Source organism: Bacillus pfraonensis (genome assembly GCF_050768835.1).
In the GTDB taxonomy this organism is placed as follows: Bacteria; Bacillota; Bacilli; order Bacillales; family Bacillaceae_G; genus Bacillus_A; species Bacillus_A pfraonensis.
Genome location: NZ_JAHCDO010000049.1, coordinates 1 through 26,925, shown reverse-complemented (window position 1 = coordinate 26,925; position 26,925 = coordinate 1). Strand labels below are relative to the sequence as shown.

22 protein-coding genes, 8 pseudogenes and 1 CRISPR repeat array are annotated in these 26,925 nt (G+C 33.7%); of the genes and pseudogenes, 10 read left to right on the top strand and 20 right to left on the bottom strand.

Translation table 11 applies throughout. From position 1 onward, the window contains the following. Positions 1-623, bottom strand: a protein-coding gene (locus KFD70_RS26875; protein ID WP_431613484.1) for an IS6 family transposase whose coding sequence is annotated in 2 segments (ribosomal slippage) — positions 1-308 and positions 308-623 — 624 coding nt annotated over the 2 segments. Because the reading frame shifts where the segments join, the coding sequence is not laid out codon by codon here. This gene is flagged as partial in the annotation. Positions 624-948: 325 nt separating this feature from the next. Here KFD70_RS26875 and KFD70_RS26870 point away from each other — a divergent pair. Continuing rightward, positions 949-1,107: pseudogene (locus KFD70_RS26870) on the top strand (IS6 family transposase); the annotation flags it as partial. 244 nt (positions 1,108-1,351) lie between these two features. On the opposite strand, the pseudogene KFD70_RS26865 reads toward KFD70_RS26870, so the two are convergent. The 3 genes and pseudogenes from KFD70_RS26865 to KFD70_RS26855 form a co-directional block, all read right to left on the bottom strand. Further along, positions 1,352-2,122: pseudogene (locus tag KFD70_RS26865) on the bottom strand (tyrosine-type recombinase/integrase); the annotation flags it as partial. Between the two features lie 64 nt (positions 2,123-2,186). Then, entirely contained in the window at positions 2,187-2,894 is a 708-nt protein-coding gene (locus tag KFD70_RS26860) for an IS6 family transposase (protein WP_431613483.1), read from the bottom strand. A 336-nt stretch (positions 2,895-3,230) separates the two neighbouring features. Continuing rightward, positions 3,231-3,302: pseudogene (locus KFD70_RS26855) on the bottom strand (IS6 family transposase); the annotation flags it as partial. Between the two features lie 57 nt (positions 3,303-3,359). Here KFD70_RS26855 and KFD70_RS26850 point away from each other — a divergent pair. From KFD70_RS26850 to KFD70_RS26830, 5 genes and pseudogenes are all read left to right on the top strand, one after another. Next, the gene (locus tag KFD70_RS26850) at positions 3,360-4,028 is read left to right on the top strand and encodes a poly-gamma-glutamate hydrolase family protein (protein ID WP_174103958.1); all 669 of its coding nucleotides are present in this window, start codon (positions 3,360-3,362) and stop codon (positions 4,026-4,028) included. 9 nt (positions 4,029-4,037) lie between these two features. Beyond that, positions 4,038-4,226: pseudogene (locus KFD70_RS26845) on the top strand (IS6 family transposase); the annotation flags it as partial. Between the two features lie 297 nt (positions 4,227-4,523). Continuing rightward, complete coding sequence (locus KFD70_RS26840; protein WP_336454549.1) at positions 4,524-5,231, top strand: IS6 family transposase; 708 nt, start codon at positions 4,524-4,526, stop codon at positions 5,229-5,231. 66 nt (positions 5,232-5,297) lie between these two features. Next, entirely contained in the window at positions 5,298-6,365 is a 1,068-nt protein-coding gene (locus tag KFD70_RS26835) for a hypothetical protein (RefSeq protein WP_336454550.1), read from the top strand. Positions 6,366-6,381: 16 nt separating this feature from the next. Then, the gene (locus tag KFD70_RS26830) at positions 6,382-6,672 is read left to right on the top strand and encodes a hypothetical protein (protein WP_174103550.1); all 291 of its coding nucleotides are present in this window, start codon (positions 6,382-6,384) and stop codon (positions 6,670-6,672) included. Between the two features lie 85 nt (positions 6,673-6,757). On the opposite strand, the gene KFD70_RS26825 is transcribed toward KFD70_RS26830, so the two are convergent. From KFD70_RS26825 to KFD70_RS26805, 5 genes are all read right to left on the bottom strand, one after another. Beyond that, positions 6,758-7,444, bottom strand: coding sequence for an IS6 family transposase (locus KFD70_RS26825; RefSeq protein ID WP_336454551.1), 687 nt, complete (start codon positions 7,442-7,444; stop codon positions 6,758-6,760). Positions 7,445-7,903: 459 nt separating this feature from the next. Continuing rightward, positions 7,904-8,254 (bottom strand): hypothetical protein, encoded by a 351-nt coding sequence (locus tag KFD70_RS26820; protein ID WP_336454552.1) that lies wholly within the window; start codon positions 8,252-8,254, stop codon positions 7,904-7,906. Positions 8,255-8,676: 422 nt separating this feature from the next. Further along, positions 8,677-9,783, bottom strand: coding sequence for a hypothetical protein (locus tag KFD70_RS26815; RefSeq protein WP_336454553.1), 1,107 nt, complete (start codon positions 9,781-9,783; stop codon positions 8,677-8,679). Positions 9,784-9,859: 76 nt separating this feature from the next. After that, positions 9,860-10,123 carry an ArsR/SmtB family transcription factor gene (locus KFD70_RS26810; RefSeq protein WP_336454554.1) on the bottom strand — a complete coding sequence of 88 codons (264 nt, stop codon included), beginning with the start codon at positions 10,121-10,123 and terminating at the stop codon, positions 9,860-9,862. Between the two features lie 235 nt (positions 10,124-10,358). Further along, positions 10,359-11,048, bottom strand: coding sequence for an IS6 family transposase (locus tag KFD70_RS26805; protein ID WP_431613482.1), 690 nt, complete (start codon positions 11,046-11,048; stop codon positions 10,359-10,361). A gap of 543 nt (positions 11,049-11,591) precedes the next feature. Between KFD70_RS26805 and KFD70_RS26800 the strand changes: the two are divergent. After that, a pseudogene (locus KFD70_RS26800) lies at positions 11,592-11,747 on the top strand (IS110 family RNA-guided transposase); the annotation flags it as partial. 192 nt (positions 11,748-11,939) lie between these two features. Here KFD70_RS26800 and KFD70_RS26795 read toward each other — a convergent pair. The 9 genes and pseudogenes from KFD70_RS26795 to KFD70_RS26755 all read right to left on the bottom strand — a co-directional run bounded on the left by KFD70_RS26795 (position 11,940) and on the right by KFD70_RS26755 (position 22,902). Next, positions 11,940-12,071 (bottom strand): DUF2321 domain-containing protein, encoded by a 132-nt coding sequence (locus KFD70_RS26795; protein WP_336454400.1) that lies wholly within the window; start codon positions 12,069-12,071, stop codon positions 11,940-11,942. Between the two features lie 634 nt (positions 12,072-12,705). Continuing rightward, a complete protein-coding gene (cas3, locus tag KFD70_RS26790) occupies positions 12,706-14,901 on the bottom strand; it encodes a CRISPR-associated helicase Cas3' (RefSeq protein ID WP_336454399.1) in 2,196 nt (731 codons plus the stop codon). Positions 14,902-14,933: 32 nt separating this feature from the next. Further along, complete coding sequence (gene cas5b, locus KFD70_RS26785; protein WP_336454398.1) at positions 14,934-15,605, bottom strand: type I-B CRISPR-associated protein Cas5b; 672 nt, start codon at positions 15,603-15,605, stop codon at positions 14,934-14,936. Continuing rightward, positions 15,595-16,512, bottom strand: a complete 918-nt coding sequence (cas7i, locus tag KFD70_RS26780) for a type I-B CRISPR-associated protein Cas7/Cst2/DevR (protein WP_431613481.1) — start codon at positions 16,510-16,512, stop codon at positions 15,595-15,597. The genes cas5b and cas7i overlap by 11 nt, the downstream gene beginning before the upstream one ends. Further along, entirely contained in the window at positions 16,512-18,218 is a 1,707-nt protein-coding gene (cas8a1, locus tag KFD70_RS26775; protein WP_336454397.1) for a type I-B CRISPR-associated protein Cas8b1/Cst1, read from the bottom strand. The genes cas7i and cas8a1 overlap by 1 nt, the downstream gene beginning before the upstream one ends. Then, positions 18,215-18,934 carry a CRISPR-associated endoribonuclease Cas6 gene (gene cas6, locus KFD70_RS26770; RefSeq protein ID WP_336454396.1) on the bottom strand — a complete coding sequence of 240 codons (720 nt, stop codon included), beginning with the start codon at positions 18,932-18,934 and terminating at the stop codon, positions 18,215-18,217. The genes cas8a1 and cas6 overlap by 4 nt, the downstream gene beginning before the upstream one ends. A 332-nt stretch (positions 18,935-19,266) precedes the next feature. Then, positions 19,267-19,682: a CRISPR direct-repeat array (repeat unit 29 nt; unit sequence GTTTTATCTAAACGTAGTGGGATATAAAT). A 683-nt stretch (positions 19,683-20,365) separates the two neighbouring features. Further along, on the bottom strand, positions 20,366-20,983 hold the full coding sequence (locus KFD70_RS26765) for a recombinase family protein (protein ID WP_336454395.1): 618 nt from the start codon (positions 20,981-20,983) through the stop codon (positions 20,366-20,368). Between the two features lie 469 nt (positions 20,984-21,452). After that, positions 21,453-22,024: pseudogene (locus KFD70_RS26760) on the bottom strand (IS6 family transposase). A 68-nt stretch (positions 22,025-22,092) separates the two neighbouring features. Further along, a complete protein-coding gene (locus tag KFD70_RS26755) occupies positions 22,093-22,902 on the bottom strand; it encodes an alpha/beta fold hydrolase (protein ID WP_336454394.1) in 810 nt (269 codons plus the stop codon). 60 nt (positions 22,903-22,962) lie between these two features. Here KFD70_RS26755 and KFD70_RS26750 point away from each other — a divergent pair. Beyond that, positions 22,963-23,277: pseudogene (locus tag KFD70_RS26750) on the top strand (DDE-type integrase/transposase/recombinase); the annotation flags it as partial. A gap of 102 nt (positions 23,278-23,379) precedes the next feature. Here the strand turns inward: KFD70_RS26750 and KFD70_RS26745 are convergent. Then, positions 23,380-24,549 carry a serine hydrolase domain-containing protein gene (locus tag KFD70_RS26745; RefSeq protein ID WP_336454393.1) on the bottom strand — a complete coding sequence of 390 codons (1,170 nt, stop codon included), beginning with the start codon at positions 24,547-24,549 and terminating at the stop codon, positions 23,380-23,382. 313 nt (positions 24,550-24,862) lie between these two features. After that, entirely contained in the window at positions 24,863-25,654 is a 792-nt protein-coding gene (locus KFD70_RS26740; protein ID WP_336454392.1) for a tyrosine-protein phosphatase, read from the bottom strand. Positions 25,655-25,990: 336 nt separating this feature from the next. Here KFD70_RS26740 and KFD70_RS26735 point away from each other — a divergent pair, with 336 nt between their 5' ends. Together KFD70_RS26735 and KFD70_RS26730 are read left to right on the top strand one after the other, a co-directional pair. Then, complete coding sequence (locus KFD70_RS26735) at positions 25,991-26,587, top strand: TetR/AcrR family transcriptional regulator (RefSeq protein ID WP_336454391.1); 597 nt, start codon at positions 25,991-25,993, stop codon at positions 26,585-26,587. Positions 26,588-26,808: 221 nt separating this feature from the next. Beyond that, positions 26,809-26,925, top strand: a pseudogene (locus tag KFD70_RS26730) (IS6 family transposase); the annotation flags it as partial.

Here is a 26,925-nt window from a genome sequence, read left to right as displayed (position 1 = left end):
ACTTCGCCTTTGTTTATATAGGGCATGAATAGTCTCGATACCTTTTATCGTACGTGAAGCATGACGAAGATTTTGAAATCCTGCGGATTTGGCAAAACGTCTCTTTACATGCCTATGATCCTGTTCTATGAGATTATTCAAATGTTTGATTGTACAATGGATTGTAGTTTGATAAAATCCTTGTTTTCTTAATTTGTTAAATGCGCAAAGTAATGTCAGTGCTTTGTCTGTAGTGAGAACCGTAGGTTCTCCAAAATGTTTTACTAGTCTTTTCATGAAGGCATAGGCAGCCTGACGATCCCGTTTTTACGAAGTTGAATATCCAATGTGTGTCCATCTTTATTAATTGCACGATAGAGATAACACCATTCTCCCTTAACTTTAATATACGTCTCATCCAAATACCAAGATAAGCGTGCAGATTTATTTTTCACTTTCCAAATTTGATAGATAAGATTTCCATATTCATGAACCCAGCGCATGATGGTTGTTGGGTGAACCGAAACACCACGCTCTTTCAAGATTTCAGATACATCACGATAACTTAAAGAAAAACGACAATAGTAGCCGACGGCTAGCAAAATAATATCCTTTTTAAACTGTTTTCCTTTAAAATACCCCATATATCATTCTCCTGCTCACACTTTTTCTACAGGTTATCTCAGTTTAGAAAACTTTGCAACACAACCAATCTATATACCTCTTTCAAATAAATGCAGTCTTTGTACCAGGACCTTACTAATACTTAATTTTTTTTGTAAAATCTTGTATTTTTTTGATTAGATTCTGTAGTATTGATTATAAATTAAAGATGTGCTGCTATTATAACGTCTTAACTTCTATCCGAAAGTAGTCTTCCACTTTTAAACGTGAAGGTGCACCAGTGAAAGTGGAAGATGAATTTCGGTTAGGCATAGCCTAAAGTTGTCTCTTTTGCATGCTATTATATTTTCCAAATCCGCAGGATTTCAAAATCTTCGCCACGCTTCCCGTACCTTGAAAGGCATCGAAACCATTCATGCTTTATATAAACGAAACCAAAGTCTTGGCTCAGACTTCGGTTTTTCGACATACAATGAATTACAGGAGCTACTAACAATCACATAAAATGTACAACTTTTTGTTAGCACCACTTAACCTTAACAAAACTTCGCAACAGAACCTTAGCAAGGCTCTACACGCTTCCCTATAGATACGACAATTTTTAGGGAATCTTGGCGAAGAACTAATGAATCCTTATCTTATAAGAATAAACCAAAACAAATAGACTATAAATTGTTTTTAATTATATAAAAATTATATAACTAAAAACGATAGTATTGAAGTAATTTAATACCTAATAAAATCGTTATTAAAATTCATCTTCCATAATTAGATTCCCAGCATCATTATCTTTCGTCAATCTCTGTTTCAGATAATTTTCTTTCGTAGTCCGATCATTTTTATGACCTACTGCAGCTGCGATGACATGAGGTGGTAATCCTTTGTAATCATACAAGTACTGTACATAAAAATGTCTAAAGAAGTGGGGCGTAATTCGTATATTCTCTGTAAAGGGTAACTTAGTATCCTTAATGATTTTAGAAATATATTGTGACAAGTAATTCTCTCTATAAGCAGTATGGTTCTTGGTTTGAAATATCGTCCCACCATTTTTATTCTCAATGTCTACAGGTAACCTTCTCCGAATTCGAAATGCAACAATACGATTAAAAATCTCCTTATTAATAGAAACAATTCGTTCATTATCCCCCTTTGTATCAACTGTTAAATAGTAACGTCCGCGTATAGCGTCATACTCAAGATCTTCCCATTTGGCATGAGCGACTTCTGCAACACGTAATCCAGTGGTAGCTAAAACGGATAATAAAGCGTAATTGATTTCATTATCCTTATAGTAATACAGCAACTGCTTCACTTCCTCATATGATAACTCGCGATTTGGTTTATGTTGTTTATTAATGGTCGTACTTAGAATCTCTACATGAAGAGGTTCCTGGATATATTGAATTTCATATAGCCATTTCAAATAAGAACGGATTATACCAAGTTTCCTACTAATCGTAGATACTTTGTATTTTTCTTTTGATTGATAGGATATTGCCTCCTGAGATAACCATTTTGGTTCTGGTGCAAAAATCATTTGAGAGAGGCATAGAAACCTGCATAGACTGTTCAATGGTAGATTATGATGCAATTCCAAATAATTCATGTATGAATCTAACTTCATTTTGGGCAGACTTCACCTGTAAGTGAAGTTGTCCTTTTTTCATCATATGCATGGTTTCAACGCCACTCAATATAGAAGTAGCTGTTTCATATGACTTGAATCCTAACATAGAACGTACACGTTTCTTAATGAAACGGTGATCTTGTTCCACTATATTATTGAGATATTTAACTTGCCTTAGTTGTATGCCTTTAGGCATACGTTTCTCTTCTTTTAATTCTTGAATTGCTACAGGATAGGCAGGGTTCTTATCTACTGTTATCACGCGAGGTTTACAAATATGAGAAGCAGCCAAGGCTTTCTTGAAAAAGCGCTTGGCTGCTTGTTTATCTCTAGATTCACTTAGATAAAAATCAATGGTATTTCCGTCTGAATCGACTGCGCGATATAAATACATCCATTGCCCTTTTACTTTCACATACGTTTCATCGACTCTCCAGGAATCATTTGTTGTCTTAAGATGACGTCGTACTCTTTCATCTAATTCAGGTCCATATTGATGCACCCAGCGCATAATAGTGGTGTGAGCAATAGACAAACCTCGTTCCTCCATCATTTCCACCAAATCACGAAAACTTAGATTGTACCGTAGGTACCATCTTACCGTTAATAAGATAATATCAGGTTGATAGTGCTTCCATTTGAACAAATTTTCCTTTTTCATACCGATCACACACCTTTTTTAGAGTAATAGTATCAGTATGTCCAAGATTTAGAGATTATTTGCAATTTCCCTGAAGTTTTTGCACCAGAACCATACGTCCGAAAACTCTGTCCATAAATCTATGTTCAGATAATACCATATGATTGAAGTTATGTTACAATGATAGGTGGATAGATGTGGTAAATTATGTGTAAATAGGTTATGATTACCTTTTGTGTGTATTAATCCGTATATGAGAAATAAGTGAATTTATGGTTAAAAAAACAAGCAATTGCACAACAGATAAAAATCAATGGTTTGTTCTTCGAAATCTACCGCACGATAGAGATACATTCATTGCGATTTTACCTTGATATACGTTTCATTGACTCTCCAGGAGTCATTTGTTTGCTTGAGATGACTACGTATTCATTTTCCGAATTCAGGATCATACAAGTAAGAGTTCAAATAAAAAGGAGAATTGAAATGAAAAAAACTATGTTAGCTCTGACATCTTTGTTCACTGCTTCAGCATTCGCTGTGTCTACAGCTTCAGCCGCATCGGATGTATACAATAACTTTGCAGAATTGTCGACGCATTACCAAATAGGTATAGATTATACCATCGAAACCCAAGATATACCAAGTGCTGATGCAATCATTTTAGCAATCCACGGTGGAAGGATTGAATCTGGAACGGACCAAATTGCAAAAAAAATTGCCCTAAGTGATTACAGTTACTACATATTTAATGCTAAAAAATATGAAGATTTAAATAACGATGAGCGAAATGATTTGCATCTAACTTCTACCCATTATGACGACCCAATAGCTCTGGGAATGACAGCACAAAAAAACAAAGTTATTTCTATCCATGGTGCGAAAGGAACAGAAAAACTAGTTTACATGGGTGGACTTGATGAGGAATTAAAGAAGAATATTTTGAGTAAATTGTCCGACGCAGGTTTCGGCATTGGGACTACACCTGACAATCTCAGAGGGACCGACCCGGAGAATATCGTAAATAAGGGTAAAAACCTAAAAGGCGTGCAACTGGAGCTTACCACTGCTTTGCGCGACGAGCTTACAAATGATAATTCCAAGATGGAAAAATTCAGTAATGCCATTCGGTCAGCGATAGCTGAGTCAAAGTGATGGTAATTTCGGTACAATTTAAGTTTTTGTGACTTCGTAGAAATGATGGGAAGGCAGAGACGATCTATCCCTCATACAACCATTATACGTTGGATACATCAGTATAGTTCTGAATTGGACAAGCGGATACGTCGTCAATTAAAGGAAGTTAATGATTCTTGGTGAGTCGATGAAACGTATATCAAGGTAAAATCGCAATGAATGTATCTCTATCGTGCGATAGATTCCAAAGGTAATATAGTTGATTTGGTTCTGGTGCAAAAATTAACGCCTCCAAAGCATCATAATGGGGTTCAACTGGGATACATGTTTTTGGGGCATAGTCTCGTGTGCCCATCAAGCTAGGGTGTTTTTTCCTAAATCCCCGAAATAGGGGAATTAGCTTAATTCATTAAAAATTTATGGTTCTGGTGCAAAAACTCTAAAGCTCTTGCAAGTAATCTCCTAAACTTGGACATACTGATACTATTACTCTAAAAAAGGTGTGTGATCGGTATGAAAAAGGAAAATTTGTTCAAATGGAAGCACTATCAACCTGATATAATCTTGTTAACGGTAAGATGGTACCTACGGTACAACCTAAGTTTCCGTGATTTGGTGGAAATGATGGAGGAACGAGGTTTGTTTATTGCTCACACCACCATTATGCGTTGGGTGCATCAATATGGACCTGAATTAGACGGAAGAGTACGATGTCATCTTAAATTAACAAATGATTCGTGGAGAGTCGATGAAACTTATATTAAAGTAAAAGGTCAATGGATGTACTTATATCGTGCAGTTGATTCAGAGGGGAATACCATTGATTTTTATCTAAGTAAATCAAGAGATAAGCAAGCAGCCAAGCGCTTTTTCAAGAAAGCCTTGGCTTTTTCGTATGTTTCTAAACCTCGCGTGATAACTGTAGATAAGAACCTTGCCTATCCTGTAGCGATTCAAGAGTTGAAAGAAGAGAAACATATGCCTGAAGGCATACAACTAAGGCAAGTTAAATATCTCAATAATATAGTGGAACAAGACCACCGGTTTATTAAAAAACGAGTTCGTTCTATGTTAGGATTAAAGTCATTTAAAACAGCAATCTCTATATTGAGTGGTGTTGAAGCCATGCATATGATGAAAAAGGGGCAACTTGTTTTACCGGGCAAGTCTGTCCAAAAACAGAAAGAATTTATTCATAAATTGTTTGGCATAGCTTCATAAGATAGAAATCAAGAGAAAATTGCTACTCTATGTTTCTAACTAATATTTTTGCACCAGAACCGATAGATGAAAATAAAAATACTTACAAGTTTAATAATCATAGCTGCAATATCCTTAGTAATCTTTTTTGGTTTTAGAAAAGCTATTCCCTTCAATACACAAAAAGTAAATAAGCAGGAAGTAAAGATACATGAAGAGAATAATACATACACGGTGGTTTATACATCTTTTACTAATCCAACAAGTAAGTTAATAACATATGACCAATCAGGTAAGGCTATAGAAGAATTTCCTGTTAAAGATATTGGTTTAGAAAACCTAATATTTCAAAACAATATATTATATTTCTCGTCCAGATATAGTGGTAACTACTATACCTTTGATAACAAGAGTGTTCAAAAGCATAGCATTCCTTCTAGTTGGGGAATTACTAATTCATTTGCTAACCCAAACGGAATACATTTTATAACGAATGGTGGTCAATTTGTTAAAGACAATAAACCTTATTACAAAAGTGGTTTAGTCAATGTTGAAGGAGAGAACCAAAAAGAATTTAAGTATGAGAAAGGCTTTTTTACCACTGGTATAAGTTACAAAGATTTTTATTATGTACTAACCTTCGATCCATCAATTGAGCAGGAACAAGTATTAAAAATAGATTCAAATGGAGAAGCGGTTAAAGCATTTAACTTAGGAAATAAACCACAAGTCGGTCATAAGAGTATGGCTGTATCTGGTGATAAGATATATTTAGTTTCTGATAAAGGAAAAATGTTTACCATTTTTGAGGATTCCATAAAAGAATTAGAACTTCCTACAAAATCAAAAGTATTTCAAGTACTTGAAGATAATGGTAAAGTCTTTATATTGTATTATAGTGGAGAAGTTGTCGTTATATCTGGAGAAGAAATTACCAATCATTTTAAATTAGAACAAAAAAATAAAAATCCAATTATAAATATGAAAGCTTTAATTAACAAAAATTCCTTACATATTTTATCTTTATACGATGGGGAAAATAAGAGTGAAGGGATAATTCAAAAGTACAATATCAATAATGGTAAATTAGAACAGAGTGTTACTTTACCAAAAGAAAAAGATTTAAAAATATCTACCTTTGAATTAACTAGATAGAAGGAGCGAAGCGGTAATGGATATTCAAGTTTTGCTTATTATTCAAGTAACACTCTTTGGTTTGATTCTTTTATTATTAATTGGAGGTTTACAGTATTTTCTACATCAAGTACATTTCCCTAAAATTTTTTTGGGTTTATATCTGATTGGTTCGATATATTGCTTAATCACTAGAAATATTTCTCTCTTTATTATTATTACAGTATGTTTTGCCTTTGCATATATAGGCGGTATTATTGGAAGGTATTTTAAAGCTGTTAATAAGCGTATTGATGAAGAATTTGATAAAATTTCTAAGCAAAAATAACAACGTTGTACTGAGCCATAGAAATCATGGTTCTGTTGCAAAGTTTAAAAAAAGCATAAACAGGTTGGTAAATGAGGAACAATTTTTAGGAAGTAGCTAGTAATTGTCGAAGTTCATTGTACGTTGAAAAGGCGGAGTCTCTTTGAAGACTTCGCCTTTGTTTATATAGGGCATGAACGGTCTCAATACCTTTTATTGTACGTGAAGCATGGCGAAGATTTTGAAATCCTGCGGATTTGGCAAAACGTCTCTTTACATGCCTATAATCCTGTTCAATAAGATTGTTTAAATGTTTGATTGTACAATGGATTGTAGTTTGATACAATCCTTGTCTTCTTAATTTGTTAAATGCGCAAAGTAATGCTGGCGCTTTGTCTGTAGTGAGAACCGTTGGTTCTCCAAACGTTTTGACCAATTTTTTCATAAAGGCATAGGCAGCCTGATAATCCCGTTTTTTAAGAAGTTGAATATCCAATGTGTGCCCGTCTTTATCAATTGCACGATATAAATAACACCATTTTCCTTTGACTTTTATATAGGTTTCATCTAGTTTCCAAGATAGCGGAACGTTTTTATTTTTCTTCTTCCAAATTTGATAGATAAGGTTTCCATATTCATGAACCCAGCGCATGATGGTTGTTGGGTGAACCGAAATACCACGCTCTTTCAAGATTTCAGATACATCGCGATAGCTTAAAGAAAAACGAAAATAGTAGCCGACGGCTACCAAAATAATATCCTTTTTAAACTGTTTTCCTTTAAAATACCCCATATATCATTCTCCTGCTCACACTTTTTCTACAGGTTATCTTAGTTTAGAAATCTGTGCAACAGAACCCGCTTTTTTATGTACGTTTCCCTTAAAGAAAACGGAAGGGATTATTATTTGTGAAAATGGAATTTATTTTAGAGAAACATTCATCTCCCTTTATTATCCCTGGTATGTATTCCGAACTTTGCCTTTATATTTATCATCAAATGAGCTAATTATTGGGAAAGATAATATTTTTCATCTTGCTCATGCCAAAATGGAAGGTACAGAGGTTTTACTTTTTCTAAAAAAACTGCAGGAGTATGCTAATTCTGTGTATCAAAGCACTCCTAGTGTAGTCGATCTCTACTCCGTTAACACTAAAAGCTAAAGATAATCCTATATATTAATTAAACCCACTTCTTAATAATATGTTGCCCTAAAGTGGGTTTTTGTCGATTCCTAGAACGGAAATTATTTTTAGGGTTCTATTTGTTTTTCTTGAATTATAGTCTCAGTACTAATTGATTCTTGATTTAGTACTATGTATCCAAGCCAACAAATTAATAAATAAACAGGTATTGAAAATAGAATCGATAACCAAATTTTTTGCTTTTTTAATGCTATTGCTACACATGTGTAAAGTAATGGAAAGATTAAAGGCCACATAAAAAATCTAGGTAGAGCAGCTAAGTATAATGATGTAGGCACCATTAGTACTGCAGAAATGATTAGAAAATATGATTTTTTAAAATATATTCCAATCAGTGGAGAGATAATTGACGCAATCATAAAAGGCCAAAACATAATTTGTATCCAATTAAACCCCATTTTCCCGCCTCCTAATGTAAAGCAAACTCCTCCCTATCAAAAAGAGTGTTATAATGGTCTTAAAAGGTTCTGTTGCAAACTTTAAAAACATCGAAAATATTGAATATATCATACATTCTTGTGAATAGTATCCAATGTTTATTCTAAATAATTGTATTTTAATGTTTGTCTATTTCGATGTTGTGTAACTCTAATTCTAACCATTGTAAAGTTTTTTCAGGTTCATTTTTTAATAGCTCTTTGTATAATTGTTCATCCTTAACACTTCCAATTATCAATTTAATCCTCCATTTCCGTTTAAAACGCTCTTTTTTGAAAGAATTTCTTAGTTTTTTGTAGCCCTTGAAAAAAGTTATAGATATATTAATCTCAACAAACAAAAATAGGCTTATATAACTAATTTATATAAGCCTATTTTTGTGTTAGGTATTCTGCACAACTTCCTTACGCACATCAACAACAACCGTTACATAGATATGTCTAAGTTTTAGCTTCTTTGCCGCTTGATAGGCTGCATATCCAGATAATACTTGATATCGTTTAGAATTATCTGCTCGTTTAACAATAATTTTCTCTGAAAAAGTCTTCTTAGTCTCATAGTATTGAATTTGTTTTATAATTTCTTCCTCTTTGATACTCGCTTTCTGTGTATCTAATAATGCACGGATTCTATCCATTCGCATTTCTGTGGATGGATGGTACACTTGAAATACATTTTCTTTAATAGTAATTTGAAGTGGGAATTTTGTAGGAATACATCTTCCTCCGTCATTTAGTCTTACTTTATATATAGTGCCCTCGTTTGAAATATGAACTTCTCTACATACTTGTTTCTTATCCCATGACCAATACATGCGATATGTTTCTTGATGATTTACAAGTGCAAATTGAGAACAAAATTCTTGAAAATAAGATAGCATTTCCTGTTCTGTAGAAAATAAATTATTTTGAAGTAGCTCTTGTTGCAACTCACTTTTCACGTCTCTAATTAAAAATGTTGTTCCATTCTTGCAATCTGGACAAACAATCCCCATTTTGGATTGTATTTTTTCGATAGACACTACTCGCTTATCACAACGTTGACCACATTTTTGACAAACTCCATCGTATTTTGCATGTAGTTGTTCTATACGCTTGGATACAGTGGATTTAGTTTTTGAAGCTATTCTTGTTGTTTTTCCCTTACGTATTTCAGCTTCTTTTTCTTCCTGCCTCTGTTGTAAATGAGAGCGATATTTAATATGGACAGGAGCGAAAGTATACACCTCTTCGGGAGTGTGGTCCATCGTTCCTTCCATTATAATTTCATTTGCATCAGCTAACGAATCTCCTGCCTCTGCGATCATTTGTAATAATTGGTTCCATTGTTCTGAACGAATTAGTGCTGTTACTTTAACTGACTGTTCTTCCTTATTAATAGATGTTATTTGCTTTGTAACATCATGGAATTCTATTGCAAATAGATATTCCGGATCATGAGCTAAATGACGAATATGAGAAGGTTGACCTTTCACTGTAAGTTGAATCATCCTGTTCCCCTCCTGTTATGTTTTATTCTGGTGATAGTCTGAATACTCTTAGTAGATTTTTACATTATTTTTGTACTCATAAAAGAATCTGGATGATTCGAGTCACCGTTTCATTATGAACCTGATACAATTTTTTAGCTTCTTTCCTCCTACTGCTCACGATATCCAAATTCTTTAATGTTGTTAAGTGTTGCGAAATCGTAGATTGAGGAACCTCAAGTATGTGACATAATTCTGAAACGGTACACTGTCTATTTTGTATGAGTACATGCAACAACCTAAGTCGAATTGGATGAGCAAGTACCTTTAAAAGTGCCGCTTCTTTTTTCAATTCGTTCACCTTACGTACACCTCCTTCTTTTCCTGTTAACAGAATTAGATATGTTACATGTGAACATACAATATATGTAGCATTCGTTATATGACGTATACAGTTATCTTAACATATACATGTTAGAAAATTTCGAATGCTAATCTTAAGAAAGTGGTTTTTAGGTTCTGGTGCAAAAATCATTTGATAGAGGCATAGAAACCTGCATAGACTGTTCAATGGTAGATTATGATGCAATTCCAAATCATTTATGTATGAATCTAACTTCATTTTGGGCAGACTTCACCTGTAAGTGAAGTTGTCCTTTTTTCATCATATGCATAGTTTCAACGCCACTCAATATAGAAGTGGCTGTTTCATATGACTTGAATCCTAACATAGAACGTACACGTTTCTTAATGAAACGGTGATCTTGTTCCACTATATTATTGAGATATTTAACTTGCCTTAGTTGTATGCCTTTAGGCATACGTTTCTCTTCTTTTAATTCTTGAATTGCTACAGGATAGGCAGGGTTCTTATCTACTGTTATTACGCGAGGTTTACAAATATGAGAAGCAGCCAAAGCTTTCTTGAAAAAGCGCTTGGCTGCTTGTTTATCTCTTGATTCACTTAGATAAAAATCAATGGTATTTCCGTCTGAATCGACTGCGCGATATAAATACATCCATTGCCCTTTTACTTTCACATACGTTTCATCGACTCTCCAGGAATCATTTGTTGTCTTAAGATGACGTCGTACCCTTTCATCTAATTCAGGTCCATATTGATGCACCCAGCGCATAATAGTGGTGTGAGCAATAGACAAACCTCGTTCCTCCATCATTTCCACCAAATCACGAAAACTTAGGTTGTACCGTAGGTACCATCTTACCGTTAATAAGATAATATCAGGTTGATAACGCTTCCATTTGAACAAATTTTCCTTTTTCATACCGATCACACACCTTTTTTAGAATAATAGTATCAGTATGTCCAAGATTTAGAAATTATTTGCAATTTCCCTGAAGTTTTTGCACCAGAACCTGTTTTTTTGAGCTAAATTCTCATAAATAACTGTATAAAAGTAAAGTTCTTGTTTTGGGCATTTAATTTCGTTAGGCTGATGGCTATGGGGCGCGACCCTTACTTAATATTTTTTTGTAAAATCATGTACTTTTTGATTAGATTTTGTAGTATTCATTATAAATTAAAGATACGTTTCTAGTAGAAACTCTCCTTATAAAGACTGTACTCCCATGGAGGAGTCTCAACCTTTTTCAGAGCACTCACTCTAATGTGAGTGCATTTTTTTGGCAGACAAGGACTGGAACGCTTCTATCAACATCCAGCAAGGAGAGCGATTAGGGGGTCTGTTGCAAAGTTTTAAACGCCCCCAAAAATATAGAATGAAAATACAATTGTTCCGAATAAACATTATAAAATATACAAGAACATGTATCGTATACTCATTATTTTGGGTTATTTTTCAACTTTGCAACAGAACCTTGTAGAATACTACGATAAATTAAAAACGCAACCTTATAACAAATGTCATAAAGTTGCGTCCATTGCATGTGTAAATAAGTTCTTGAAACTCCTCTTTCACCTTATTACACATGATATACACTATGATTATCGGTTAACGGCCTAATATCATAGTTTCATTCATCATATCATATCTAACCCCTAGTAAAAAAACGAGTATATATTAGGGGTCTTTGGTATGCATGATAATGGATACATGTTTATTATGATATTCAATCCATCAAAAACCTAAAAATACAGGTTGACTAATCGTAAGAAAAGCACCCGTTTTGGATGCTTCCTCTTAAAACACTTATGGCTACAAGCTCTTCTTAACTATTCCGCTAACAACATCAACAAGAATATCTTTAAACGCTGTTCCTATTTCTGTTTTGAACTTTGATGCTAACTTTTTAAATCTTGTAGTTTTAATAATTATTTTGGGTAACATCTTATTTCATTTGACGATGTGTGTAATCCCCGTAACAAAAATTTATATCCCATATAGTTCAGATAAAACATCCTTCATTGGAGGTGAATTTACATGGTCCATAACCTTTATATCCCAAATAGTTCAGATAAAATCGAATGTTTTAGGATTTTGATCTAAAACATAACCAACCTTTATATCCCATATAGTTCAGATAAAACCTAACATTGGATATTCATCAATACACATTACTATATACTTTATATCCCACATAGTGCAGATAAAATAAGTAAGTACATTACCTTGTACTAATCCCAAAGTCTTTATATCCCACTTAATTCAGATAAAATGTGATACGTTAGGTGGGACAGCAATGGTAGTACATAACTTTATATCCCATATAGTTCAGATATAACAAATGAATGCAACTTACACGTTAACAATATTATGGTACTTTACATCCCACATAGTTCAGATAAAACCCTATTTATATACGGATGATACATCTTATGATAGCAACATGTTACCATGTGTATCAATCAGTATTTTGCAACGAATCATCGATCATGTTTTTGTATTCTTTAAAAACATGCTGAAAGACCTTGTCATAGTAAGGTTTTCTGCATGTTTTATAAAAACGAGGTTTGATGCAAAATTACGGAAGTACAATTCCTGTTCCTGTTATCTTTTCTTTATCAAAATCGTACTTACAATTTAAAGTGTGAATGTATTGAAGTCCAGGAATATCAATTTCCATTGTTTCGATTCCGTGTCGTTGAACCTGTTTTCTAGAAATAGAGGTTGTAAGCTTTTCGATTTGCATTCGTAATAATTTTCGCTGTTTCGAATCTTTTTCCTGTTTAAATGTGGTAAATAGCTCACGATTCTCTACATATATCGAATAGGGAATAACTTGATAATTATCAATATCACGCAGCAACCTTTGTGCTTCTGTATTTCCCATATCGTTTAGTGGAAGTTTATCTAATATCTTTAAAGCTTGATAGAATTCGTCTAAGTATTTTTTACTTAGGTTTTCTGTTTTATATAATGTTTCGACAAGCTCCATTTTTGTTTTTTCATGTAGTTTTTGTTCATTAAAGGGTTCTAAAAGTCTTAAACCGTTATTTACAATATCCTCATCATAAACGGTCCCTATCCCTTCTGCTTTTGTATAAACAAAAACATTAGGTTCTATGTCCTTATACTCTCTTCCGCGATAACAACGACCTATACGCTGAAATAAGCTATCTAATGTAGAGATTTCAGTAAATAACAAATCAAAATCAATATCTAATGAAGCTTCTACAAGCTGTGTAGCAATCCAAATACCACTTTGTTTTTCACGATTTTTATCATTTGGTGCGAATTTCTTAATTTCTTCTTCTAAGACAGCACGATCCTTCTGAATAAATTGCGTGTGCAACAGCCTTACATTTTCATTATTAAGCAACCCGTATATACGTTTTGCTTCTTTTACGGTATTAGCAATAATCAATACACGTTTATTTCGTCCAACTTTGCGAATATGTTCTAAATCCTCATCGATCTTTGTTTTGCGTATAGATATGCGGTGGCGAATTAAGTCATTATAGAACTCACCTTTTACAAAATCACTTACCTTGATTTTGCCTCGTTTCTCCATTGTTTCCATAAAAACAGTAGGAAGTGTAGCGGTCATAATCATAAATTTTCCACCTATCTGGTGAATCATTTCCAATGCTTTGAGTATAACAGCTAAGACTTTCGGAGAATAACCTTGTATTTCATCTAAAACCATCTTAGAGTACGCCATGGTTGCCAAGTATTTCTCATACCCTCGAAATAAAAATGGAAACTTTAAAATTTGATCAATTGTGCTAAATGTTAACTTTTTACTCAATAAACGAGACTGTTCATAGATAAGTTCATTGATTTCGTAATCATTGTTTAATGTCTGTAGGAAATCCACGCTTCCACTGTGTAGCAATCCAGCAATCGCTTGCCCCTCTTCATCTACATATCCCATTCCATTTGTTATACGCTCATACAAGGCATTTAAACTTACGCGTATAGGAAGTGTAATAAACCCTTTAGCTTCATCAATCCAAAATAGAGAAGCTTCTGTTTTTCCCATACCAGTTTGTGCAACAGCCACAATATTCTTGTTTCGATTCTCGTAAGAAAAGAGTTGTAGATTGCGTGGTTTATGACCATTCTTTTTTAGGAATTCATCGACATAAGTCCCAACTCCTTTGTCCGCATGATATTCCACAAGTTCTCCTGCAGAAGCCGCATGATCTGCACGATTTAAAAGTCCCTTTACAAGCACAAGAAGAAGATATTCTTTATCTTTTTTCTTAATTGGCTTCCAACCTATAGTTGTAGTATCAAGATCTTTATTAACAGAACAGCACAATTCTTGCTTCAAACGGTCTATTTTCCCTTTTAAATCTGGTAAAACTACATTTAGTATTTGGGCATCAAACATTACGTTTCGTACATGATGATGTGCAATTGCCTCTTTCACAACCCGTTCTGTACTTTGGGAATAATGTAATTCTAAGAATGGAACACAAAGTAAGGAAATAAAAGCATGAGGAACATTAGGATATTTCTTTTCAATTTCTTGTTTCGTTAAAGGGGATAACCCCATATTGAGCTTAATAATTTGTTGAAACCCCTCATAAATTTTTCCTGCATCGTGGTATTGTGCAGCTACTTGTGCCAGTTGCCAGATCTCTTCTGACAAAAAAGAACCATACGAGTGTTTTAGTAAAGATAAATTTTCTAATACCCGCCCTGTATGTTCTTGTAATGTTTCAAACTCTCTTGTTTGCTGATCCCACTTTGCGTAAATGAAATCTTCCATGTTTTTTCCTCCTGAAAAAAATCCATGCCTACTCATAAGGCATGGAAAAATACAATATAGCCATCTTCATCTTCCATATACTGAGGTGAATTTAATCCTTCTCCTTTACGGAAGAACTGCGTTTGAACCGTCTCCCAAGTACGAATTCCTTGTTTCACTTGATATACCGTATTTAATCGATATGAAATCCCTTTATAATTCATATAATCAAGGCGATCAACAATACAATGACGTGGTATAAAGAAATCATTTTTTAGTGTAATGATTTCTTTTGTATGTCTTTCTTTCAACGTTACTTTTTTCACGTCTTCAATGACCGCCAAATCTTCACGTCGACCAAGGCTTGGTGCTTCATTGATATTTTCTAATGCTTTTTGTAATTGTTCCAATACACCTTGTTCGGCACGTACATGGAAAATAAGGGAGATTTCTTTCAACATATGAACATGCATGGGCATTGTTGTAACTGCTTTTGACTTGTAAAAATGATGTGTTTGCAAATCAAACAGCTTTCCTTCGTGAGTACCTTGGATGCTGATTTCCATTGGAATTAATTCATTTGCACCTATTACATAGTGAAGGAACCCCTTCACCGTACTATACGGTGGAAGAGGATAGGTTTCCTTTGCTTTTTGTGCCATTGGTTTCTTGTAACACGCGGTTTGTTGATATAACTCTATTCGTAACGCTGCACTAGCCGACATAATAATTCTCCACTTGTTGTAATAGATAATCTAGCATACCTTGAATTGTATGGGTTGAGTCGCTTGAAACAAGATTTCGTAGCTCTCCTTCATTCACGAAAACACCAGATAACAGACCAACATGCGTTTGTTCTTGTACAGTCCGTCCCATACTGCGACGTTCTAAAATTTCTTGTAGCATAATAGAATTTAAACGGTATTCACGTTTTGTCGGAACTAATTGTGTACGTCCTAAGAAATATGGTTGATTAATAGCATACAGACCACCAATTACAAACAAAGGGGATAAATCTTCTTGTCGCCCTCGGATATTACGATTTAAGGAAAATACAATTTCTAAGAATTCTTTGATTCGTCTTGCTTTTTCTTCACGTGGTAATTCAATTTCTCTATCTACACCAATTTTATCTAAATCAATAGTAATGGTATAAGAATATAAACTTGTATGGCGCTCAGATGTTGCGATATTTGGGTTTTCTTTGATACGTGAAGCATGTCCTAAATTTGTTAAGAATTCTAAGTCTCCCCGGTACGGTTCAAGAGAAACAGCATGAGACAACCGAATGCTAGCCGGGCGTTTGTTCCCCATGTCACCTTTTACAGTTTTCATGTACCCAAATAAATCCATTTCTTCTGATTCTTGAATGGTAGCACTAGGAGAATATTGGACTACGCTTTTACTTTTTCCTTCCCCTTCACCTTTGTCTCGGCCAACTGTATCCAAGTTCCAACCATAACGCTCGGCTCCTAAACGAATCATATCGTATCGAATAGCTTGCCTTGAAGCAAATGTATGAACATCTCCATTTCCACGATTAAATTTCTTTAATTCGGAGATGTTACCAATTCCTTCTCCATAATTTAATGAATCTCCTTGAAATACGATCGTTAATGTTAATCCAGCCATTAGTTTGCTTCCTCCACTTCTTTTTTATAGGGTTTGTCATTTAATCCGGATAGTAAAGCACTTGCAATACCTTCAAATTCATTACTATGTTCCCTTGTAGCATCCACATACATAGAAGTGTTCTTTTCAACTAATAAAAAGGTGCGGAATAATGTTTCAAAGAATTGTTGACGGTTATTGGTAGTTAAGGCATTTAACAGACGGTAAGTAATGCCTGGAATCTTATTCTCCATTCTACGTTCAGTAAGTCTTCTACGTACTTCGCGTCCATCCATTAGTGCATACTGGACTCTCTTTTGCATAGATTCATATTGCGCTTCTCGTGTTTCGTTAGACATGCCGTAACACTCCTTTATTCTATTTAAATGAAACATAGCCAAAGTGGCCGCATACGTATCATAACTGGAATAATTGTTATCTACGTTTTTCCTCAATTGGTTAGTGATATCACGAAAAAAATGCTCTCCATTTAATAATTTACGTAGGATTACGTTCCGAAACGGTGGATATTTAATATGATCGAGCTCTTTCCCTCCACGCTCTTGAAGGTATTGAATGGCATGTTCTGATAAAAAATTCTGAGTAAGATTCGTCTTTTTTCCACTGTTTTGGAATTCAACAATTAACATATTTTTAGAGATCCAATTTGCTTTATCTTTGGCTTCTTTTAATGTGTCGTATAAAAACACTTCAAAAGGATTGTTTTGCTTTTTATTAGTGACAAATAAATCATTTATTTCCGCTAGTGTATCAAAATCCTCATCGGTTTGAATAAAGGAATAAACTACTGTATCTTTGTCTATTTGATCTCTATGGAGCCCAAAAACAGAACAAAACATGATTAATCGATAAAGATTAGATATAGGAAACGTTTTTTGATTATTCCATGTGTAATTCGTTGCATTTGCAATACTGACTGCATTCGGAAGAAATACCGCCTCTGTGTAATCTGTAAGAGCAAATTGCCCCTCAATAACAGGACAATACAGTAATTCATCCTTCTTTAGTTTCGTAATTGTTTGTTTCGCTAACTTTTTAAAATTGTTATCATCAGATTGATGTATCACTTTGTTTAAGCTTTCTATTGCTTCATTTGTACTGTTAAAAGAATGAAGAACAGCAAGAACCTCTTGTTCTAGTAAAATAGGTTGGACGAAATCTTTTGTAAGGAATTCTTCATGTTCTGAACGATTCAGGGTACTGCGTGATCTTTGTAAAAAACTTGTTTGACCATGCAGTTCTCCTAAATGAAACCGAATCATATTTAATGTTAGTACTTCATTTACTTGATCTTGCTTTAACAACGCTAGATAATCACTTGTGACTGTTTTTAATTCTTCAATAGTTGATACATCTTTTTTTCTGCTAAACAGCTCTTTTAAGGTTCCACCTTCAATTGGTAAACGTTTATTCAACTTATTTTCTGTACTTTTAATATCAGCAAAGATAAAATCTTTAAAACGTTTAAAGTTGGATGTAGCGTATGTTAGATAAGCATTCATCTTATCTTCTTTTTCATTTGCAACAGAAAATATATCAAAAGCATAATTGAAAAACCATTTCGGAAAGTCGTGAAGTAATTTTGGATCAAAATCTAGATAGGTCTCTTCGGTTTCAAATAAATCTGTTTCAGCATGCTCTAAAATACGATAAAACCCCAAAACACCAGTATTCGTAGCCCAATCTTCTAAATATAATCGAATCATTGGTACTCCACGGACACGCAGCCATACCCTTGTGACTTTTTGAAGGATGTACCAATTTGACGAAGGATTTCTAAGTCTTCCTGGTCTCCTTTTAACAAGAATGTTCCTTTATAAGCTTCAAAGTGCTGGTGATTGGGGGTATTATCAAATTTTTCTTTTACAACTTGTTTTGTTAAATTCATAGGTATAAATTGCAAAGGTTTTTTCAAGCCTTCTCCATGATAATTACGTAAAGTTATATCACAAATATAATTGAAACTCTCTTCATAACCTTCTTCTGCTGGAGCAAGAGGTTTCCCATCTCGGTCTTTAATAAAAATAGGGGAAAGGGTGCGGAATACTACCGTATCACTTTTCACTTTGACTTCCGGTAGTATAGATATGTTCTTCTTCTGTAGTTTGTATCCTTTGTACTGAAATTCTTTAATTTCGTTTAAACCATCTACTAAGTAAGAAATGAATTCAGGATCAGGTGAACTAATAATCCAGTCCAATCCGTTCTGAAGGAGGAATTCATCATTTTCTAAAACATAGTCTTTAAGATAAACAGAAAACGTAAAATTCTTGCTTTTTTTATTCGGTTTATTCTCAAAGATATATAGGTTCTCTGCATATATTGCGTTTGATGCTTTTAGAGATTCTTTGATAAAACTCACAAACATAAAACGATACGAGAGAGGAATTACTTTGCAAGTAAAGCTTACTTTCAACCTCATCATTTTCCTCCTTAACCTTTAATATAGGATTATTATAATGTATTCAAAAATAAAGATTCAATAAATCTGTAGAAATAAATGGAAAAATCTTTCTGTGCAAATAAAGGTTTTTTCTTGATCTCATATAGTAAAGATAAAAATTATGCGGTACTTCTGTAATTTTGCAGTGAACCTCGTTTTTTCCAAACATGCAGAAAACCTTACTATGACAAGGTCTTTCAGCGTTTTTTAGGAGAATACAAAAACACGATCGATGATTCGCTGCAAAATACTGATTGATGCACATGTTAAAATGTTGATATCATTAGGTGTATCATCCATAGATAGATAGGGTTTTATCTAAACGTAGTGGGATATAAATACAGTGACACCATTAACAGTGACAGCTCCATCAGGTTTTATCTAAACGTAGTGGGATATAAATCCTTTGAGAATAAAAGGAAGTCACACAAGGGTATAGTTTTATCTAAACGTAGTGGGATATAAATGCTCTAATTTCGCATGAATGTACTTTTTAGTGTCTTGTTTTATCTAAACGTAGTGGGATATAAATTTAAATCTTTCATACTTGCATTAGGGCCAAGTTGTCGGTTTTATCTAAACGTAGTGGGGTATAAATTTAGAAGTGCATAACCAGAATCATAGAGTGATTGTGGTTTTATCTAAACGTAGTGGGATATAAATTACACCCAGCGTTTCAGTTCTCGCTTACTTCGATAGTTTTATCTGAACAATGTGGGATATAAATGGAGCAAGCGGACCAACACAACAAACAGTGGGGCAAGTTTTATTTGAACTATATGGGATATAAAGGCTCGTTGTATTAACTCCTTTGAGCTTATTTTTTGAGGTTTTATCTGAACTATTTGGGATATAAATTACGACGGTTATCCTTATGTTTGGGCAGGAAGAGCGTTTTATCTAAACTTAGTGGGATATAAATGATCGTATAGATATAGACGATACAAAAAATTCTGTTGTTTTATCTGAACAATGCGGGATATAAACGAACTTGGTGGGCTGTCAAATAGAATAACATCATAATCAGTTTTATCTGACCTATGTGGGATATAAATCTACAATCGAATCCTTGTGACGGATTTTTACCACCCCATTTTATCTGAACAATGCGGGATATAAAGTGTTGATTGAATACAGCGTATTTAGCAACTGTGTTGTGTTATATCTGAACTATGTGGTATATAAAGGTTGATAACCCGGAACCCGGAGATTTAATATTTTTTCTTTATCTAAACTAAGTGGGATGTAAAAATCGGAGCATATTTTGGACCAATTGTTTCAGGAGTAGTTTTATCTGGACTACATGGGGTAGTACCATATAGTCAATAACAAACAAAACGGAGTTTAACAAATAGAACTTGTAGCAGTCACTACAAGTTCCTTTTAAGATAATATTAATAAGACAAATTATTATTTTATTTTTTCTTCATACTGTTTAGCAAGTTTATAAAATGAAGAACGTTTGATTCCATACTTTTTCATGGCTCCTACTGCTGTAATTGAACCGGATTTCCATTCCTTGTAAGCATCCGTGAATTCTTCTGTTATTTCGACAGGCGGACGTCCTAAACGTTTACCTTGTTTTCTGGCAAGAGCAATCCCTTCAGCTTGACGTTGTTTAATATCGATGCGCTCTTTTTCTGCAAAGGCAGATAATATTGTCAGTGTCGCTTTTTGAATTGCGCTCTGAATAACATCATTTGTACTTTCTCCAGTGTAATTGACGTTAATGTATGGTTCCTTTATAAATTGTAAATTTACTTTATGTTTTTCGTAATATCTAAATTCTTCTAATGTATCATTCATATTTCTTCCAAGTCTTGTCAAGGAGTCAAACACAATGGTATCTCCTGTACGAACAAGACGTTTTAGCATTTGATAATTCTCTCGCTCCATATTTTTTCCAGGTTCTTTATCTATGAAAATATCCCGTTCTTCTATCCTTAAATCCTTCATATTCTGAATTTGCCGTTCTTCGTTTTGATCTTTACTCGAAACTCGCACATATCCAAATTTTTTATGTTTCATAGGCTACACCTCATTGATAATTATAACAATTATGTCTGTAAAGGTATATAAAGTAAACAGATATCTGTAAAGTTTAAAATAGACATTTATAGACGTGATTTTTTATAGGGTTATATATATCTGTAAAAGTATACTTTTATACACATACCAAGGACTCACTAGATATTTGAATACATAGTAATGAAAAATGAACCAAAAGGTGTACCTTTTGATACCGGAAACAAATTAGTAATAAATTTCTCAATATGGATATTACCAATATTTGTAGTTATAATATTAAAAATTAACATTTAATGTAATATAATGAAAAAGTGATGGTTATCACCCTATTTGTTTCTCCTTATGCCATAGATAAGATGGTTCTGTTGCAAAGTTTGAAAAAAGCATAAACAGGTTGGTAAATAAGGACCGATGTTTAGGAAGTAGCTAGTAATTGTTGAGATTCATTGTACGTTGAAAAGGCGGAGTCTCATTTAAGACTTCGCCTTTGTTTATATAGGGCATGAATGGTCTCGATACCTTTTATCGTACGTGAAGCATGACGAAGATTTTGAAATCCTGCGGAATTGGAAAAACGTCTCTTTATATGTCTATGATCCTGTTCAATAAGATTATTTAAATGTTTGATTGTACAATGGATTGTAGTTTGATAAAATCCTTGTTTTCTTAATTTGTTAAATGCGCAAAGTAATGCCGGCGCTTTGTCTGTAGTGAGAACCGTTGGTTCCCCCAAATGTTTTACTAATCTTTTCATGAAGGCATAGGCAGACTGATGATCCCGTTTTTTACGAAGTTGAATATCCAATGTGTGCCTATCTTTCTCAATTGCACGATAGAGATAACGCCATTCTCCTTTTACTTTGATATAAGTCTCATCCAAATGCCAAGATAAGCGTGCAAATTTATTTTTCACTTTCCAAATTTAATAGATGAGATTGTCATATTCATGAACCCATCGCATGATGGTTGTTGGGTGAACTAAAATACCACGTTTACTAAAATAATATCTTTCTTGAATTGTTTTCCTTTAAAATATCTCATGTCTGATTCTCCTAGATTCTGTTTTCTAGAGTGTAGCTTCATGTAGAAAACTTTGTAACAGAACCTTTTTATTTCTCATTAACATTTATTAAATGTTTTATAAAAGGAAGTATTACACCCAAAACTGCATCCTTATTTTCAAATTGCAAAGTATGTCCTACATTCTCCAATTTTACATGCTTTGCATTAGGTAATAGTTTTAAAGCCTTCTTAACATCTTGATCCCTCACAACCCCTTTGAGTTCAGGGTTTCCTTGTAGAAGTAAAACCGGACAGTGTATTTTAGGGAGTAAAATATCCGTATTATATCCAGCATATGTTTCGTCAAATTGGTCAATCATTGCTATTAAGACTCCAGGATCTGTTAGCATAACACTTTCCACCATGAAATCTAAAAGTGGATTATCTCCTTTTTTAGGCATCATATGCTTACTCATTTCTGGGCCATTCTGAATCATCATTTTCCATTTCATCAATTTTTCGGAACCCTCTTTTAAAACTTCTATCTCCATTGGGGATTCTCCGATGACTAGTCCTTTCACTAATTCTGGATAATGAGCAGCTAATTGAATCCCTAGTATTCCTCCAAGTGAATGACCAAATATGATTACTGGTTCTGCAATATGTTCTTTAATAAAATTGACAATATCAGATAAATAATCTTCCAAACGATATCTATTTGGAACTCTTCCTGATTTTCCATGTCCTCTTAAATCTAATGCATAAACATGTCCTTCTTTTTCTAATTCAGGAATAATAGACTCAAACGCTTGCCATCTTGATATTCCACCATGAATTAATAATATTGGCGAACCTTTTGAATTACTCTTTACATAATGTAACTGTACATCTTCTGTCTGAAAAATACCTTCTAACATTTTCGTCACCTATTTCATATAAATTTTATGATATAAATCAATATTAAAAACTCTATACTTGGAGAACTGATGGTTCTCGTAACGGACAAGGCTCCAGCATTACTTTGTGCATTGAACAAGTTAAAGGAACAAGGCTTTTATACACGTACTATTCATTATACAAGCAATTATTTGAACAATCGTATTGAACAGGATCATAGACATATAAAGCGACGCTTTGCTAAATTTGCAGGATTTCAAAATCTATGTCATGCTTCTCGTACGATTAAAGGAATTGAAACAATTCATGCTCTATATAAACGAAACCGAAGTTTGCGGCCAAACTTCGGTTTTTCAACGTACAATGAATTACAGCGATTACTTACTATTACATAAAATTTGATTGTACTGAATTTGACTTTTTATCTGCTAAAGAACTTTGCAGCAGAAAGATATATTTTTAACTATAAAAACTATGACAAAATTTATCCTTTTTTATTACTTGCTAAATTCAGCAAGTAAAATATTTTTAAAAGGATCAGGACTATCAGCTTTAAGGCTGTTCAAATTGACGGCCAATGTATGCTTGCCTCCAAGTTTGCCTCCAGCAAAAGTACTAAACCCTGGAATGCCACCTGAGTGTCCCCATATTGAGACACCGTTTGGAAGCTTAGTTTCATAGATTCCAAGACCATATCTGCCGATTTCAGCAATTCCTGTAGGAACTGTAGTAAGCATTTGTTTTAGTTGCTGTTCCTTCAGTAATTTGCCACCGAGCAAGGAAGAGAAGAATTTGTTTAAGTCGTCAGCAGTAGAAATCATATCTCCAGCCGAGCTACCTATACTTGGGTTATAATAAGTAACGTCTTTTAGCTCACTTGCTCCGTCTGGTTGTAAATATCCACGGGCATGCTTGGTGCCTGGAATAACGCTTGAATTGCCAGGTAGGAATGTATTCGACAATTCAAGCGGTTCAATAATTCGATTTTCAATCTCTTCCGCATAGCTGTTTCCGGTTACTTTTTCAATAAGGATACCCAGTAATACGTATCCTGTGTTTGAGTAGGACCAGCCCTTTCCTGGGGCAAAGTCTGGGGGCATCGAAAGTCCAATCTTCACTAGTTCTTCAGCGGTAAACGATTTTTTTGTATTCGTAAAAAGATCAGCTTCTTTTGACCTTGCGTATTCAGCGATACCACTTGTATGATTCAATATCTGCCGGATAGTAATCTGTTTAGCATCATATCCGTTTCCTTGAATGACGCCAGGCAACCATTTTTCGATGGAGTCGTCTAGATTCAGGCGGTTCTCTCCAGCTAATTGAAGTACAACCGTTGCGGTGAACGTCTTCGTCACGCTGGCAATGCGAAAGTGAAAATCTGTTTTCATTGGTTTTTTGGTGCTCAGATCCGCTATCCCAGCGGCATAACCCCACGTTTTTCCACCCTCAGAAGTTTTAGCAAGTATCCCCGGGTATCCAAGTTGCAATGTATCCCGCATTGCTTGCCTGACGGAATTACGATCTCGTTGCGTGCTTGTTTGTGACGAACTAGATACATTTTGAGTGGGCTCTGCTTTTACAATTGAGGTTGGCGATGTGTATAACAGGGAACTTCCAGCTATTAAAAGGGCAAGACTTGCAAATGTAATTTGACTACGTGTTTTCATCAGATATTCCTCTCCTCTATTCATATTGTATAGGTGGTTACTTACTGTTTCATACTGACCACACAGCTATCATCTCTACCAATGACAAAAGAGCAACATTGAATTTGTAATCATCTTCATAATGATTATTTTTACAAACGTCATTCTGTCCTAACAAACGGTAAATCCCTCTTTTTTCACAAGTATATTAACCACAGAAATTACTTCTTTTCCTTGAAACATTCTTGTTAAATGGTTTGTTTTTCATATATAAGTCATATCGCTATCAAGCTAACAGAACCCCAAAAAGTAAGATTTTTGAGACTTTTTTACGTTACTCAAGTAGTAGGTCTTTAAGAGTCAATAAACTACTCTGTTGAATTTTACAAGCTTGACATAGATAAGTTTCGATATTTCCATATCTTTCAATAATTTCATTATAAACCTCTTCTAAGTATTCACGACGTACTTCTAACATTGGTTTTATACGATCAGATGAGACTTGAAAAAGACTTATCCATCTAATAAATTTTTCTACTTTTTTCATACGTGGTGCAATTAAATCATTAGAAAACAGGTAATCATCCAAAACCTTTTGATATGGTACTCCAACAAGTAATTGAATTATGGCAGATATAAAACCTGTACGATCCTTCCCACTAGTGCAGTGAATAAGTGCTGGCAGATTATTTTGTTCTGAAAGTGAAGTTATGATTTCACAAATTTGAGTATGACTTATAAATGCCATATTACAATACATCTCTTTCATTATTTTTTCGAAATTTATGGTATTAGACTTACTTACTAAAAACTTAAAAAATTCGAGGTGTGTAAATTCTTGACTCTTATCTTGAATGGATATATTCACCAACTGTATTCCATGTTCAGACTTAATTCTGCTTGGTTTTGATTTTTGTTCAGTTCGAGTTCTTAAATCATAGATTGTTTTTATGTTTAGCAAATTAAACGTCTCTAAATCTTTCTGTGATAGGCGAGACAACTCCTCTGAACGAAACAAAACCCCTTTTTTCATTATATTTCCATCTAATGTTTTAAATCCCCCTATATCTCGAAAATTATATAGTCCATCAAATTGAGTTAATAATTCTTTTTCTAAAATTTTCATCATTATCTCCCCGTTATATTTAGAATATTTATTTTTATTTTTTATTGAAATCCATGCTTAATCTATTTTTTGTCAGTCATCTTTCTGAAAAATTCCTCCTAACTTAAAATATTGACTTAAATTACAGTTCATTATTATCAATCCTTTCTTACAATGTAAAACGCATAGTTTATATGACTATTAAAGTTCGTATAGTCATATAAACTATGAATAAAAAGACTGTACCTTTTACAGTCTAATGTTTACTTCTATTTATATAGCCGTTATGATAAGTATATATATTATATGACTAAAAATCCATAAAAAGTCACAAAATTTTTAAAAAGGAGTAGTTTTATGCCTAAATTTACAGATCAGGAAAAAGAACAGATTCGTCAATCTCTTTTAATAAAAGGAAAAGAACTATTTATTCAATATGGTCTAGCCAAGACTAGCATTGATGATATTATACTTGCATGTGGAATTGGAAAAGGTACTTTTTATAAATTTTTTTCATCGAAAGAAGAATTGTATTTAGAAATTTTAAAAAATGAAGAAGAAGTTCGAGAAACAGTACTCAATGAGTTATTTCGTGAAAATCTGCCTCCAAAAGAATTATTATCCTCTTTTTTTCATAGATCATTTGAATTAGTCGAAAAAAATCCATTTCTTCAACGAGTTTTTCAAAATGATGAGCATGAGCGCCTTTCCCGAAAACTTCCTGAGAAAATGTTTGAATTTTCCGAAACTCATAAAAAAAGAGGCATTCATGCCGTCAAAATTTTAATGGATCGTGGAGTATTACCTAAGAATGATCCACAAATTATTGTAGGAATTATACAAGCTGTTATGATGATACGATTACACCAACAAGAAATTGGATATGAAGTATTTCCTAAAGTAATGGAACAAATTATAGAGTTTGTATCAGAAGGATTCACTAAAGAAATATAAAAGTTAATGAAAATCCTATATATAATTAGTTGATTTATTTAAAAAATAAAAAGAGCTGAATCTCTCTTATAGTAGGAGATTCAGCTCTTTTTATGTCGAAATTTGCTTAGCGTATATTTTCGTTAAAATGTGGGCGGGACCCCATCGCTATCAAGCGGTTCTGTTGCAAAGTTTTTAAAACTAAGCTAAACTTTTGCAAAACAGAGTGAGGAGAATCATAAATGGGATATTTTAAAGGAAAAAAATTCAGGAAAGATATTATTTTAGTAGCCGTCGGCTACTACTGTCGTTTTTCTTTAAGTTATCGAGATATATCTGAAATTTTGAAAGAACGTGGT

Excerpts from the sequence above, each read along its gene's own strand:
- KFD70_RS26860 (WP_431613483.1), bottom strand. The coding sequence starts at position 2,894 with ATGAAAAAGGAAAATTTGTTCAAATGGAAGCACTATCAACCTGATATT.
- KFD70_RS26850 (WP_174103958.1), top strand. The coding sequence starts at position 3,360 with ATGAAAAAAACTATGTTAGCTCTGACATCTTTGTTCACTGCTTCAGCA.
- KFD70_RS26840 (WP_336454549.1), top strand. The coding sequence starts at position 4,524 with ATGAAAAAGGAAAATTTGTTCAAATGGAAGCACTATCAACCTGATATA.
- KFD70_RS26835 (WP_336454550.1), top strand. The coding sequence starts at position 5,298 with ATGAAAATAAAAATACTTACAAGTTTAATAATCATAGCTGCAATATCC.
- KFD70_RS26830 (WP_174103550.1), top strand. The coding sequence starts at position 6,382 with ATGGATATTCAAGTTTTGCTTATTATTCAAGTAACACTCTTTGGTTTG.
- KFD70_RS26825 (WP_336454551.1), bottom strand. The coding sequence starts at position 7,444 with ATGGGGTATTTTAAAGGAAAACAGTTTAAAAAGGATATTATTTTGGTA.
- KFD70_RS26820 (WP_336454552.1), bottom strand. The coding sequence starts at position 8,254 with ATGGGGTTTAATTGGATACAAATTATGTTTTGGCCTTTTATGATTGCG.
- KFD70_RS26815 (WP_336454553.1), bottom strand. The coding sequence starts at position 9,783 with ATGATTCAACTTACAGTGAAAGGTCAACCTTCTCATATTCGTCATTTA.
- KFD70_RS26805 (WP_431613482.1), bottom strand. The coding sequence starts at position 11,048 with ATGAAAAAGGAAAATTTGTTCAAATGGAAGCGTTATCAACCTGATATT.
- KFD70_RS26795 (WP_336454400.1), bottom strand. The coding sequence starts at position 12,071 with ATGTTACCCAAAATAATTATTAAAACTACAAGATTTAAAAAGTTAGCA.
- cas3 (WP_336454399.1), bottom strand. The coding sequence starts at position 14,901 with ATGGAAGATTTCATTTACGCAAAGTGGGATCAGCAAACAAGAGAGTTT.
- cas5b (WP_336454398.1), bottom strand. The coding sequence starts at position 15,605 with ATGTCGGCTAGTGCAGCGTTACGAATAGAGTTATATCAACAAACCGCG.
- cas7i (WP_431613481.1), bottom strand. The coding sequence starts at position 16,512 with ATGGCTGGATTAACATTAACGATCGTATTTCAAGGAGATTCATTAAAT.
- cas8a1 (WP_336454397.1), bottom strand. The coding sequence starts at position 18,218 with ATGATTCGATTATATTTAGAAGATTGGGCTACGAATACTGGTGTTTTG.
- cas6 (WP_336454396.1), bottom strand. The coding sequence starts at position 18,934 with ATGAGGTTGAAAGTAAGCTTTACTTGCAAAGTAATTCCTCTCTCGTAT.
- KFD70_RS26765 (WP_336454395.1), bottom strand. The coding sequence starts at position 20,983 with ATGAAACATAAAAAATTTGGATATGTGCGAGTTTCGAGTAAAGATCAA.
- KFD70_RS26755 (WP_336454394.1), bottom strand. The coding sequence starts at position 22,902 with ATGTTAGAAGGTATTTTTCAGACAGAAGATGTACAGTTACATTATGTA.
- KFD70_RS26745 (WP_336454393.1), bottom strand. The coding sequence starts at position 24,549 with ATGAAAACACGTAGTCAAATTACATTTGCAAGTCTTGCCCTTTTAATA.
- KFD70_RS26740 (WP_336454392.1), bottom strand. The coding sequence starts at position 25,654 with ATGAAAATTTTAGAAAAAGAATTATTAACTCAATTTGATGGACTATAT.
- KFD70_RS26735 (WP_336454391.1), top strand. The coding sequence starts at position 25,991 with ATGCCTAAATTTACAGATCAGGAAAAAGAACAGATTCGTCAATCTCTT.